The sequence below is a fragment of the Vibrio sinus genome (genome assembly GCF_023634645.1).
GTDB classification, from domain to species: Bacteria; Pseudomonadota; Gammaproteobacteria; order Enterobacterales; family Vibrionaceae; genus Vibrio; species Vibrio sinus.
The window spans coordinates 1-12,524 of the sequence record NZ_JAMKMR010000024.1 but is presented as its reverse complement, the minus strand read 5'-3'; the positions used below and the strand labels follow the sequence as shown (position 1 = coordinate 12,524).

General features: G+C 40.0%; 12 protein-coding genes. All 12 read right to left on the bottom strand.

Annotation, left to right across the window (positions count from 1 at the left end; genetic code table 11):
• Positions 1 to 7 precede the first annotated feature (7 nt).
• Positions 8 to 574, bottom strand: a complete 567-nt coding sequence (locus M9194_RS18735; RefSeq protein WP_250614227.1) for a TerD family protein — start codon at positions 572 to 574, stop codon at positions 8 to 10.
• The gene (locus M9194_RS18730; protein ID WP_250614226.1) at positions 574 to 1,785 is read right to left on the bottom strand and encodes a toxic anion resistance protein; all 1,212 of its coding nucleotides are present in this window, start codon (positions 1,783 to 1,785) and stop codon (positions 574 to 576) included. Before M9194_RS18730 ends, M9194_RS18735 begins: the two co-directional genes overlap by 1 nt.
• Positions 1,786 to 2,889 carry a toxic anion resistance protein gene (locus tag M9194_RS18725; protein ID WP_250614225.1) on the bottom strand — a complete coding sequence of 368 codons (1,104 nt, stop codon included), beginning with the start codon at positions 2,887 to 2,889 and terminating at the stop codon, positions 1,786 to 1,788.
• Between the two features lie 753 nt (positions 2,890 to 3,642).
• On the bottom strand, positions 3,643 to 4,125 hold the full coding sequence (locus tag M9194_RS18720) for an ankyrin repeat domain-containing protein (protein ID WP_431769426.1): 483 nt from the start codon (positions 4,123 to 4,125) through the stop codon (positions 3,643 to 3,645).
• A gap of 63 nt (positions 4,126 to 4,188) precedes the next feature.
• A complete protein-coding gene (gene katE1, locus M9194_RS18715) occupies positions 4,189 to 5,709 on the bottom strand; it encodes a catalase KatE1 (RefSeq protein WP_250614224.1) in 1,521 nt (506 codons plus the stop codon).
• A 379-nt stretch (positions 5,710 to 6,088) separates the two neighbouring features.
• Positions 6,089 to 6,373, bottom strand: a complete 285-nt coding sequence (locus M9194_RS18710) for a type VI secretion system PAAR protein (protein ID WP_250614223.1) — start codon at positions 6,371 to 6,373, stop codon at positions 6,089 to 6,091.
• A 180-nt stretch (positions 6,374 to 6,553) separates the two neighbouring features.
• Positions 6,554 to 7,510, bottom strand: a complete 957-nt coding sequence (locus M9194_RS18705) for a hypothetical protein (protein ID WP_250614222.1) — start codon at positions 7,508 to 7,510, stop codon at positions 6,554 to 6,556.
• 205 nt (positions 7,511 to 7,715) lie between these two features.
• On the bottom strand, positions 7,716 to 8,477 hold the full coding sequence (locus tag M9194_RS18700; protein WP_250614221.1) for a BspA family leucine-rich repeat surface protein: 762 nt from the start codon (positions 8,475 to 8,477) through the stop codon (positions 7,716 to 7,718).
• Positions 8,478 to 8,532: 55 nt separating this feature from the next.
• Positions 8,533 to 9,360, bottom strand: coding sequence for a hypothetical protein (locus tag M9194_RS18695; RefSeq protein WP_250614220.1), 828 nt, complete (start codon positions 9,358 to 9,360; stop codon positions 8,533 to 8,535).
• 44 nt (positions 9,361 to 9,404) lie between these two features.
• Positions 9,405 to 11,003 (bottom strand): hypothetical protein, encoded by a 1,599-nt coding sequence (locus tag M9194_RS18690; protein WP_250614219.1) that lies wholly within the window; start codon positions 11,001 to 11,003, stop codon positions 9,405 to 9,407.
• The gene (locus M9194_RS18685) at positions 11,003 to 11,752 is read right to left on the bottom strand and encodes a DUF4123 domain-containing protein (protein ID WP_250614218.1); all 750 of its coding nucleotides are present in this window, start codon (positions 11,750 to 11,752) and stop codon (positions 11,003 to 11,005) included. The genes M9194_RS18690 and M9194_RS18685 overlap by 1 nt, the downstream gene beginning before the upstream one ends.
• Positions 11,742 to 12,524: type VI secretion system Vgr family protein (locus M9194_RS18680; RefSeq protein ID WP_250614217.1), on the bottom strand; the 783-nt coding region annotated here is incomplete at its 5' end. The genes M9194_RS18680 and M9194_RS18685, both read right to left, overlap by 11 nt.

Genomic DNA, 12,524 nt, shown 5'->3' with positions numbered 1-12,524 from the left:
TGCTTCCTTATTGGTAACCAGCAACGATGTCACCTAGACCAAGTTGGTAACCAGCACCCACAGCATGGAATGTCCAATCGCTTCCTTCTTTAACCAAAGAACCGACTTGAACCGAGCTTTCATTAGCAAATTCTTTACCAAGCTTATACTCTGCAATCATCTTGTCATTGACCTCATTGTATAGGCGAATATAGCTGGTATTGACACAGCTGAAGCCACGAGAATCATTGTGTATCGTTACGAAAATTGAAAGCTCTGATGCATTTGGATCGACTTGATTCAGGTCAATATTAATGACTTCGTCATCACCATCTCCAGCACCCGTGCGGTTATCACCTTGGTGTACCACAGCCCCTTGCGGACACTGCAAATTGTTATAGAACACAAAATGCTGATCGGTGATCAGTTTTGGTTGCTGCTGGGCATCATGCTTACAAATGAATAAGCTACAGTCGATATCAATTGGAGGCTCTGTAGACAACAGATCCCAGCCTAGTCCTAAACGAAGCTTAACTAGCGACGGTTCTGTTTTATTTAGATTAATGGTGTTTCCTTTTTCTAGATTGATCGCCATTAATGGTTTCCTCTCTTGTTGTTTAAGAAGTTAGATAGTTCATTTTTCATATGAACCATTTTTTCGTCGGCGCTGCGACGGTTGTTCGCACCCTCACGTTCGATGTTAACCACATCTTGTAAGGTCGTAATCAGCGTGCTTTGCACGTGCTCCAGCGTTTCGATATCCACGACTGAGCGTTGGTTTGCTTGCGCGGTTTGCAATGAGTTTTGTCTTAATAAGTCCGCATTGCTTTTGATTAAGTTATTGGTCGCATCATCAATTTTGTTGGCAAGCTCGACCGATTTCTTCTGCTCTAGCAGCGAGATCGCCAAAGTGAACTGCTTTTTCCACGATGGGATCGTCAGCATTTTGATATTGTCGAATTTCTCAATCAAAGTGATGTTGTTAGTCTGTACCATGCGGATCATAGGCGCAGTTTGCAACGCGAGCATTTGCAGGGTTTTAAGGTCGTGAATTCGTTTTTCAATCCTTTCCGCATTGGTCTGCAGATCACTGATCTCCTGTGCGACAAGGGCGGAGTTTTGCGATTCAGTCGCTGAAGACAATAGCGCGATTTTGTCTTGGATTAATCGCTTGCGCGCTTCACTGTATACAAGTACTAAAGACAAAGATTTGTAATGTTCAAGATTGTGCGCGAATACCGTATCTAACTGGTTAGCTCGCTCCTGCAAGCGCGATCTTTGCGAATCGATTTCCTTCACAACTCGATCCAATTGCACGCTCACTGAATTAAATTGGGACAAAATGGCTTCTTTTGTATTTCTGAATTTGGAAACAAGCTTGCCAAACATACTCCCCTTACCCACTAATCCAGTGATATCGACCTGTTTAGCAACACCAATCACTTGATTGAGGTTTTTGCCCATCTCATCAAGATCACTCGTTCGAACATGTTTCAGCATGGAGTCCGAGTATTCACCAATTTTCTCCGCCGAATCTTGCCCCAGGTTTGAAATTCCGTGCGACGAATACACGTCACCTTGTTGTAGTTGCGCAGTGGCCTCTTTACAAACTACTTCAGGTTCTAGACCTGACTCCCTAATTTCAAGTTGGTAAGTCTCTATTGCAGCGCGCACTTGGCTTTCTACACTGATACAGTCAGTGACTGCTGGAGTTGAGGCTACTGGATTTACCGCAACAGGAGTAAAGCCAGTAGATGCCGTTGGTTGAACACTTTTAGGCTTAAACGTTTTCGGTTGGAAGACCATTTATTTCAGTTCCTCTATATTTCGGATAAGTTGCTCTTGGACATCATTCAGCTCGTAGTACATAGTGGCATCGCTAGACTCGTCGACAGCAATAACAGTGAGAAATTGTTGCTTCCAAACTTGAATAATGTTGACTTTAATTTCTTCAAGCCGCTCAAAGCTGGTGAGTAGATTAGAGCGGTACAGATTCACCTGAGGAAACGTTAAGCTGATCGATTGATTAAGTGCAGACAAGATATGGACCTTCCGCTCCCAGCGCTCGAACAAATCCTGATTAGTTTGGGCAAAAGCATTGGAAGAACCGGACTGACTAACACCATCATTGTGCGCTTGCTTTTCACGTTCAATTCGAAGCTTAAGCGCCACTAAACTCATTTGTAGCTCATGGTGCAAGTCTGTTAGTTTTTGTATCCAGTCACCAAATTCATCCAGTGTTGCATGAGTCTCTTTTAAGTTATCGAAAACCCGGTTTATTTTTGCATCAATTCGATCACTGATATTGTCAAAGTCATATTTAATCTTGCGAATTTTTTGCTGCCGATTTCCTAACAACTTGGATATTTTGGTGCCTAGTTTGTTTGGATTGAAGATATTGATGTTAATACCCTTAGCAAGCTCAATAATCACTCTACCAAGGTCTAGGATGCGATCCACCTTACCGACCTTAGCGTAGTCCGATAAATAACCTTGAATATCTTGAAATTGCTTTGAAAGCTGACTACCAAATTCTATCTGACAGGTTGGCTCATAAAACTCAATAGCAGAGTGAATATTGCTGATTAATAAGTAATCGCCATTGCTCAGCTGAAGCTCTTGGTACTCTCGATTGCAAATATCATCAATCGCCTTTTTTAGGTCAGCATCTATTGTTAGTACATCGCTTTTAATTGATTTTATTTTGTTGCGAAACAACACAGAGGGGCCATGCTTAACACTGCTCTCCTCTATAGGTGAAATCACTTTGCCTGTTTGACGGTTCGGCTTTTGTGAAGACGACATATGATCAAACACTTTTACTGCACGCCGCTTCACAGTGTTGTTGCCTGTTTCATGGGCGGACCTGTCCGATTGCTCTACATTTTCATTTCTAAATGTCTTAATCATGTTTCTCACGTGTACAACTGAATCAGATTGAACCCCACCCGTGTTGAATGTGATCCATTCATTTTTAGTCAAGCTAACTCAAATAGGATTGATTAAGCATTTTTTATGCAATATCGACCGGTTCTTAAGTTTTCTTCTGTGTTTAATAATTTTCCTTGACTAAAACAAATTAAGGTAAATGTTAAAATTCACCAAATTACTCAAATTTATGTGCAAGTGATGTGCCAATACTACCCTGGATAAGAATAACTATAACTAATTGTTTATTAGTGTGATTTTTAAGTTTGGATACAAGGTTGAATGAATTAATCGAGCAAGAAGTTGCCCATACCGAGCAATAAATTGCCCAGCGAGCAAAAACTTGCTCGATTGTTTATATTATGTAAATAGTTAATTGTATGAAAATTAACATTTATTTTGTTGGATATATGTACAAAGTATCGGTACCTAGATTTCAAAGCTATAGTTGCTGCTTTTGTTTATACCCAAGTTACCTCAAGATGCAGGATTCAGAGCGATGTGAGTGACCCAATTTAAGGAAAAGGTTTGCAGGAATGGCCATCCATTTCAAAAGCCTTTGACGCGAAAGTGGGCCACTCACACCGCTCCCAAAGGGCGAGTAGATAAGCATTGATACTTTGCGATATTCTGTAACTGATCTGAGAAGATATGCGGATTAAATGGGCATTAAAACCTTCAATTTTTGTTAATGTTCTAATGATACGGCCAAGATTAATGACCAACTGGCATGGCTTAAGGTGCACTGCCAGAGTTGTCTTCGAACGATTGCAAAACGCGCGCTTGTCCGTATAAACGCGCAAACTCTTGCAGATTTAAACCGGCTTTATTACGCGCTTCTGGTGAACAGTTCGCCTGGTATAAACGCTTTGCGATGCGAACTTCACCTTTAATCAATGCTCCCATCAAGGCTGTATTTCCCCGCTTGTCTCGTATACAAGCATTCGCACCATGCTCTAGTAGAAGCGCTACCGCAGAGGCTTGCCCTTGATACGCAGCTACCATGAGTGGCGTATAACTCTTTGTATTTCGTTGATCCACAGGAAAGCCCGCTTGCAAAAAGGTTGTCATTACCTCGCTATTGCCCGTTCTCACAGCATCAAAAAATAACGATACCAGAGATTGATATTCAGCCTCGTGACTCTTTGACGCCGCAGATGATAAGAATGAAGTGAATAGCGACATCACAGATAAGCAAACAAAAGCCAATGTTTTCATCTGAGCTCCTTAATTTCCTTGTTGTTTGCGGCCTATCGCCTTTGATAAGCCGCCTACTTCGATTTACATCATTGCTTTGCTTTTTACTTGCGATAACTCTACTTGGGTTGCGTTGGCTAAACGCGTACCATAGTCTTTATCTGCGCGATAGAAGTAACTCACCATGATAGCCTTAACATCTGGGTTTGAGACTTGATTCAGATCCCCAGCTAAGTTGCTAATTAGATCTTGTTTGTCTTGCTCAGTTAAATTGCGATACAACTCTCCCGCCTGATAAAAATCCCTAGGGTTAGTGATAGCTTGCTGCTGGACCGTGCCACTTAAAGCAGTATTCACCGCTCTAGAACTACGATCTTCAGTCACCACAACCTGTCGACTTGGCTCGTAATTAACATCCAGAGCTTTGCCTGCTGCTTTTGTGTTGTTGCTGAAACCATTTTGATTGTAGTTGTTCACCGTAGCGAGTGGTCGATTAACGGGTAACTGGAATAGATTGGCCCCCAAGCGATACAGCTGAGTATCTGCGTAGGCAAACAAACGTCCTTGCAGTAGTCTGTCCTCAGAAGGTTCCACCCCGGGGATTAAATTGGAAGGCGCAAACGCTGATTGCTCGCTTTCCAAAAAGAAATTGTCCGGAACACGGTTTAGCGTCATCGTCCCAACTTTGGTTTCTGGTACGTCTAACCATACTTTTGTCGCATCAAGCCCATTGTAATCAAGCGCGGCTAATGCTTTCGGTGACAGTACTTTCACGTACAGATCCCATTGCGGATGGTTGCCCTTGTTAATCTGCGAGTACAAGTCGTTTGTTAAGTGATTAAAATCTTCACTCTGGACCTTCTTCACCTCACTCGGCCGAAGACTTTTAACGCCTTGCTTGCTCTGCCAATGAAACTTAACGTAATTGACTTCACCTTGATCATTGATCCATTTATACGCATGGACTCCAAAGCCGTCCATAGTTCGATAGCTGGCTGGCGTACCAAGGTTGGTATACACCCAGGTCAGCATATGCGTCGCACTCGGCTCATGGCTAAAGAAGTCAAAAAAACGATTAGGATCTTGGGTATTCGTAACAGGCGAAGGCTTTAAAGAATGAACCATATCTGGAAATTTGATGGAATCACGGATGAAGAATACCGGGAGGTTGTTTCCGACCAGATCCCAATTCCCTTGTTCAGTATAAAACTTGGTCGCAAAGCCGCGTGGGTCACGAAGTGTTTCTGGTGATCCTTTTGAATGCACAACGGTAGAGAATCGAACAAATACTGGTGTAACCTTGCCTTTTTCAGCAAATGGCGCGGCGATAGTTAAATTGCTAAAGTCGCCCGCCGCGATAAACTCTCCATGGGCTCCAGTACCTCTAGCGTGAACTACACGTTCGGGAATGCGCTCGCGAGCAAACCGCTGTAACTTCTGAATTAAATGCACATCTTGCAGAAGTACACTACCATTTTCGCCCGCGGTTATAGAATTTTGGTTATCCCCGACCGGGGCACCATTGTCACGAGTGAGAACTTCAGCTTGAACCGACGAGCCGGTGATTCCGATTGATAAGGCGAATAGCGTTTTTGCCAATTTCATGTTTTATCTCCCTATGTATGCCTCACTTGCCAAGTTGAAAGTAAGGCCATCAACGTTTCCTTTAAGTTGATAAAACTATATCGATTTCACTAAAACTTGTTGAATGGGAGTTATCTATAGATTCAATAGGTAAAGACTATGGTGTTCGGTAAAAGTCTCTTATAAGCAAAAACCCCCATGCCAATCTAAAACTAACAATGTCATAATTCCCTCGTTGGTTGTATAAAGGCTAACCAACTTCTCCTATTGAAATAATGAAGTGATTTTTGGACTTTGTTCACCTTGCCCTTGGCTATATTGATTTGTATAGCCAAGGTTTTTTATTGTTGTGGAAACTGACTTTTCGATTTAAGCACTGCCTAAAGGCTAACAGGCGAACTTATCCGATATTCACCGACCCTGTACCAATCACGACTCCGCCGCAGCTAATCAAGTCCCCTAAGCGTGCGGCGGGTTGGCCATTGATTTTTACCGACGTGGAGCCAGTGACAATAAAACGGGGATGCGGCGGGCTATCTGGTGCAGCATGAGGAAAGAGCGGATCGCCCATTCTTGCCGCAGGTTGGCCATCAATATTGACACTGTCGGAACCTAAAATAATTGGCGTCATTGAGCATGCACCGTGTCCGGTTCCTATGTCGCCTAGTTTTGCTGCTTTTGGCATATTTTTTCCTAATTAGACCTAATATTTTAGTGTTGAACTTACACACTTAACTGAGCTTTTCTTATGGCTCAATTTCTGGGAAGAGCCCTTCTTTTTTCTTAGACATTAATTATTGTACCTAGCTACTTTGTTTGAACAATAAACCTATGGAGTAAAACTCTAAAGCGAAGCTCTATTTTATTAACGCACAATAACTACTTTGCCATCAATGTAAGAAAAATAAGGAGTATAGGAAAAACGGTGCCCACCAGGACCACGCAGTACAATCGGTGAATTACCATATTTATTAACTAACCGAAACATTTTACCATTGCCATAGTATTTCAATTCGTAATGATCTCCAAAGTTGTCTTCGGGCTTGAACCCTTGACCTATTCGATCTTTTATACCGAGTGAATACCACTCTTCAAGGATAGTGCTACCATCATTAAGTGCGTTCTCTGCTAAAGAGATTTGATAGTATTTTTTGAGCTCATTGATATCTCGATCTTTAAGTACCTGATAAATGTTTCTATAAGCCTTCATCACCAATGTCTGGCTTGCTTTGGTATCTTGAAGTTTTGTTGCTTTAGACCATTCCCAGGCCGGGATATGGGATATTACAAAGGTTCTCTTTACACCGTATAAATTGGGATCTTGTGTGATTCCCTCGTCTATTTTCCCGAGGTTGTCACCACCATTATAATTCAGAGACTGTTTTGCAGATGCTCGACCATTCACTTCTCCACCTTTGATGGATGCAACAGAGATAGATTTATTATTTACTATTTTAAATACTTTGAGCGAACAGTAATCGCCTTGGTTCAATTTCAGTAGATTCTTAGTATCTATTCCAGAATACTGAATTTCAATATTATTTCCCCCCTTCTCTAACAGCGGAGTTATATCATAACCACCTGAAACACTTCCACCTTCCATCATACTGTCGATGATAGGGACTCCATTCACACTGGCATAACAAAATGTTGAATGAGTTGTGAAGTTAAATAAATAGTGTGTATAGTGCTTGTTAACCACTTTCTCTTTCATGTGGGAAAGCGAGGGAGGTTTTTGCCAGTGACCTATCGCAAACCATGAGACTATAAAGAATATAATCACAATTATCGATATCAATGGTAATTTGTTAACTTTGGACATAAAAATCCTTGTACACGGCTTATAAACATAGCTGACTAAAAGCAAATAGAGAAGTCCCCCTTGAAAAGGGGTAACAAGGGGGTTAGATATTAGCTAATCATTACTGAGAGCCTTCCTATCACAGCTTTTCAGCTACCTAATTTTTCTAGTTTTGACATTACACTTTCGTTCCAATAAACAGTTAATTTTGAAGAAAAATGACCGCCTAATGAGAAAAATGCGGATAATGTTTAATAGATAAAGCACTACTTTGTGCAAATTCATCATGATTCAAAACACTGTTAACATCCCAACTGCTTAAATCTTGGTCGAAGTTAGCAGTTTGCTTAAACATAGCATGCATATCTTTCACATCATGTGTATCCCAGTGGTTTAAATTTTGATTAAATGCTTTAGCATCCCAAAACATACCCGCCATATTGGTAACGCGAGAAGTATTCCACTCATCAACATTTTTATTAAACGCTTCTGCAGCACCAAACATGTTAGCCATGTTGGTGACATTGGAAGTATCCCAGTGTTCGATGTTTTGATTGAATGAGAATGCAAAGCCAAACATATTAGCCATATTAGTAACCTTGGATGTATTCCATTGACCTATATCTTGATTAAAGGCATAGTCTCCAAAGAACATTCGATTCATATTCGTGACATTTGAAGTATCCCAATCTCCAATAGGTTGGTTAAACTTCTTTTGGTTGTTAAACATATAGGCTAAGTTAGTAACATGTGAGGTACAGAATCTAATTTTTCCAGAATACAAACTATCGCGAAGATTTTTGTCAAAAATCATATTATTATCTACTACTATATATTTTTTTCCATTGTAAAGAAACTTACTCCCAACAGTTTTATTTCCACAGTATACTGTTGAATTGGTGCCTTCCCTTTTCGAAATATAGATACCAATAACCATGAAAATTATTATAACAATCAGAAAACCCCAACGCTTAGTCAACAATCCCATATTACCCTTACCATATAATTAATTTCACATTTAGTGTCCAATAATAACCAAACAGCTATTTAACCAATAAAATATCATTATTTACATAAGAAAAGTAAGGAGTATACGTAAAAATCTCACCTTTCTCATTATTCAACATTATTGGTGAATTCCCATAATCATCTATTAATCTAAATAGTTTTCCATTGGCATAGAAATCTATTTTAAAGGAATCCATTAAGGTATCCTTTATATTATATCCTTCATTTAAATATCGCTCTATATCAAGTGAACCCCATTCATCATCAATAGTTGACTCATCATTAATTGAGTTTTCTAACAATGATATTTGATAAATCGTTTTCAGCTTATCGTAGTCTTTTTTTCTGATGGCCATATTAATGTTATGATAAATGTTTAATAATTTCTTATTATTTGTTATTGAGTTTTCAAACTCTGTTGCTTTCGTCCAGTGCCATACAGGGAGGTTTGAGACCGTCAATGTCCGTTGTATTCTATATAAATTAGGATCATCTGACATGCCTTCCACTACTCTCCCGGCTTGGCCAAGCCCTTCGTAATGCGGGGAGTTTCTACCAGTCGGACTCCCTTCTAGTGAATCACCAACAAGAGAAGCAACATTAAATGTTTTATCTGGGGTTATTGCCTTAACTAAAATAGTGCAAAATCCCCCATTATCTACCTTTAAAAAGTCACTTTTATCAATACCAGAAAAAAGAATTTCAATATTATTTATACCATTCTGTAAACACGTCGTTATATCATAACCAACAGATACAGTCCCCATTGGTGCAAGGCTATCCGCTATAGGAATTCCATTAATATATAAATAACAGTATACTTTTTTTGTTCTTAGTTCAAAATAGTAATGCGTGTATTTCACTTTTCACTCTATTTAGTCACTTTATGTGACTTAGTTAAATGACATCAAATGTAAAAATTTACTCTATAATCAGATTGTTCTTCAGGAAGAGCATCTAGCAACGTCCAGTTATAACTTTTCGATTGTGAGTATAAATACTTTTCAGTTTTTTCCGCATGCGTTCTCTCTTTTTTATCAGTGTTGCTCTTACCCACGTATTGTTTGTACTTTTCGCTAATTTTTGCTGTTACAGCATCGCGGGATAAGACAAGAGTTAAATGATCATGATTCTTTTCTATATTAAAGTGACCGCATGCTTCAACATTCGCATTGGCGGTAAAAACGCCAGAGGCAATCCAATATTTATACTTCGCTGATAAGTTAGACTCTAGTGCTAGATTTATTTTCAAATCAGGATTAAGGTTGTAGTTAAATGCATTTTCACTTGGATTGTTTTTGTTATCAATATCTATTTTAAAGTTCAACACGAAGCTCGCCAATAGAATGCATTTTATATCCGCGCAATTTGTTGCGTTCGTTTCGCAACTAATACTTTCACGCGCAGCGCTAACCAAATCACCTGCGTGCAAATAGTCAGCCAACGCGCTCAACAAGTCTAGAGTAATACTTGCTCCTATCAGAGGAGAAAACCCCAAACTAAATTGCTTATTTAGATAATAACTATCTTTATATGGTTGTAACTCCCTCTTTCCATCGATAGAAATTGATGGAAGTAGAGTTTTTATTTCAAGCAATGGAAATTTATCTCTTGGATCATCACCAGTTTTCAAAAGACTTTTAATGCTATCAATAACTTTTAATGGTTTATCAAGAAGAGTAAGTTCACTTTTATTCTTTTTACTAATAAAATCCTTCTTAAAATCCCTGGACTGGAATTCTATAGGAGATTGACCACTTACTTCGAGTGTGGACGTAGCATTCCAGCTGATACTTTTGTTTGTTGTCAACTCTTTTGTGCCATTTCTCCATCCTTTACGCATTTTCTTAGTAGAACGCTCCTTAGTCTTATCCTGTGCTTTATAGTTTTCTATTTGTTCATCTCTTCGTTCTTTATCAGTACGCTCTTCTATTCCACCATCAAAGTTTATTTTAACTCCACATTTAAAAGTAACTTTTGGATAAACATGGACAGCTGTATCGATTAGCGTCGTCGAAGGCAAAAAATCAGTGTAACCTTTCCCTGAATCACTAAAGACCCATTGTTGCGTAATATCTTCATGACCACATTCTCCGATTAAGATTCGGAAATCATGAGGTTTAAAGCAGTCCAACTCACCGAAAACAGCACTTTGCAATAACTTAATAGGCCCTAGTTTATAACTATTCTTGGGGCTCTTTAGGAATACATTATTGACGCCTAGCTTCAATGATTTATGGTAGCCATCTCCCTCAACGCATAAAACTCTGCCCCCACCGCAATACGGATTCTTGGTAACACAGCCAGTGGATTTCTGTCCTATAGTCACTGTCATATTCACACCAGTACCATTTTTATCCACAGCGTCAATGCTAGGTACAAAGTGATCTTGCTTGAAATAGTAGTCTTGATACGGACCACAAAAATCCTTACTACTGATTTGTACTGTATAGACACAATTCGTACTGTGGTCACAAGAGCATGTTTTTGTTTCAGTACTCGGCATTACTCATCCTTATTTCTATATGTCATTAATACACACTCAATCAGGTAATTGCCTGTTTCATTCTCACTGGCTGTAAAAATTGACTGATATCTTTCATTACTGACAACGTTTTGCTCATAGCTAAACTGAACTGCTTTTTTTAATAGATCGTGGTCATCAACGTTGATATCCAACAAGAAGTCCACGATTTGCTGAGTTGACTCCAAGGAATTTTCAATTGCTTTTTGATTTAGATAACCTGTAACATCATCGTAGAGTAAGTCTCTTTGCATCTGGTTCAATTCGTCAATAACCCCGGCAGACAAATTGATTATTGGTGCATACTGCTCTTCCTTTCCTGCTTGAAACACTGCTTCAGGTGGTATCACTACTTTTTCAAATGGTCCTATGAGAGTCCTTTTCTGCCACGCATTGAGAACTTGCCATATCATTGAAAAACAACGCGGATCGTAGTATCGAAAATAACTTAGTTCACCATCGAGGTTAATACTCAACATGTCTCTAAGGTGTTGACGAGCGTTAACAAAACTGATGTTTCCAATAAAGTAGATCACGGAATCAACTTGCTCTTTACTAATCCATGCTTCTACCTCGTCTGAGCACTCAACCAAACAAGGTAGATAAGGCTTCATATCATCCTCTAAAGGCTCAGGAGGTATGAGTGAAAACGTCTCGGCGCGTTCCCCAAGTTTCTGGATCAACTCTTCAATTCTCGCGCCATCTAATACAGCGAATTTTTTACTTGTCATTGCTTTGCTCTAACTTACAGTTCGCAACAAAAAGCGACCCCTTACCTGCGGCCGTTTTTAGCATAGTGGGCGACTGAGGAAGAGGTATATCATTAGCGGAGCCACCTGAATTAAGGTTGATACTTTTGCCCCTAATATCTACTCCACCCTTATGCAGGGCGACAATACTCTCTCCGACTTGAAAAGTAATTTTTTTCCCACTTTTAATGGAAATCGAACCATCAGCGTTCACTCCTATGGTCCCATTTATTTTCTTAAGCCAGTCCCCAGCAACGTTCTCATTCTGATCAGCATCAGTTTTAATTAACTGGTTACCTTTTATGTAGATGTCCTGCTGCCCCTGAATGGTAACCTGCTGGTTCCTCGCAATAGCGTGCTGGTCATCATTACCAATGCTTCTTGAGCTGTTATACTCTACGCGTTCATTTTTCGAGTTAAGCACATTGATTGCAAGGTTTTTCTGCGCACGCAAAAATACCTCTTGCTTGTCATTTTGGTCTTCAAAACGGAGTTCATTAAAACCTTCACCTTGGTGGGTGTCTGTTCTAAATACCGTCCGGGTTTTATTATCCGGCAATTTATACGGCGGTACGTTCAGCGCGTTAAACGTTCGCCCAGTGATGATGGGCTGGTCTGGATCGCCTTCTAAAAAGCTCACAATCACTTCATGGCCAATACGCGGCAGCGCCATCATGCCGTATTGGCTGCCTGCCCAGCCTTGCGCAACACGTACCCAACAGCTGGCTTTATCGTCACTTTTGCTGTAGCGATC

What these genes read in the sequence shown, in the direction of transcription:
- M9194_RS18735 (WP_250614227.1), bottom strand. Translation starts at nt 574, where the DNA reads ATGGCGATCAATCTAGAAAAAGGAAACACCATTAATCTAAATAAAACA.
- M9194_RS18730 (WP_250614226.1), bottom strand. Translation starts at nt 1,785, where the DNA reads ATGGTCTTCCAACCGAAAACGTTTAAGCCTAAAAGTGTTCAACCAACG.
- M9194_RS18725 (WP_250614225.1), bottom strand. Translation starts at nt 2,889, where the DNA reads ATGATTAAGACATTTAGAAATGAAAATGTAGAGCAATCGGACAGGTCC.
- M9194_RS18720 (WP_431769426.1), bottom strand. Translation starts at nt 4,125, where the DNA reads ATGAAAACATTGGCTTTTGTTTGCTTATCTGTGATGTCGCTATTCACT.
- katE1 (WP_250614224.1), bottom strand. Translation starts at nt 5,709, where the DNA reads ATGAAATTGGCAAAAACGCTATTCGCCTTATCAATCGGAATCACCGGC.
- M9194_RS18710 (WP_250614223.1), bottom strand. Translation starts at nt 6,373, where the DNA reads ATGCCAAAAGCAGCAAAACTAGGCGACATAGGAACCGGACACGGTGCA.
- M9194_RS18705 (WP_250614222.1), bottom strand. Translation starts at nt 7,510, where the DNA reads ATGTCCAAAGTTAACAAATTACCATTGATATCGATAATTGTGATTATA.
- M9194_RS18700 (WP_250614221.1), bottom strand. Translation starts at nt 8,477, where the DNA reads ATGGGATTGTTGACTAAGCGTTGGGGTTTTCTGATTGTTATAATAATT.
- M9194_RS18690 (WP_250614219.1), bottom strand. Translation starts at nt 11,003, where the DNA reads ATGCCGAGTACTGAAACAAAAACATGCTCTTGTGACCACAGTACGAAT.
- M9194_RS18685 (WP_250614218.1), bottom strand. Translation starts at nt 11,752, where the DNA reads ATGACAAGTAAAAAATTCGCTGTATTAGATGGCGCGAGAATTGAAGAG.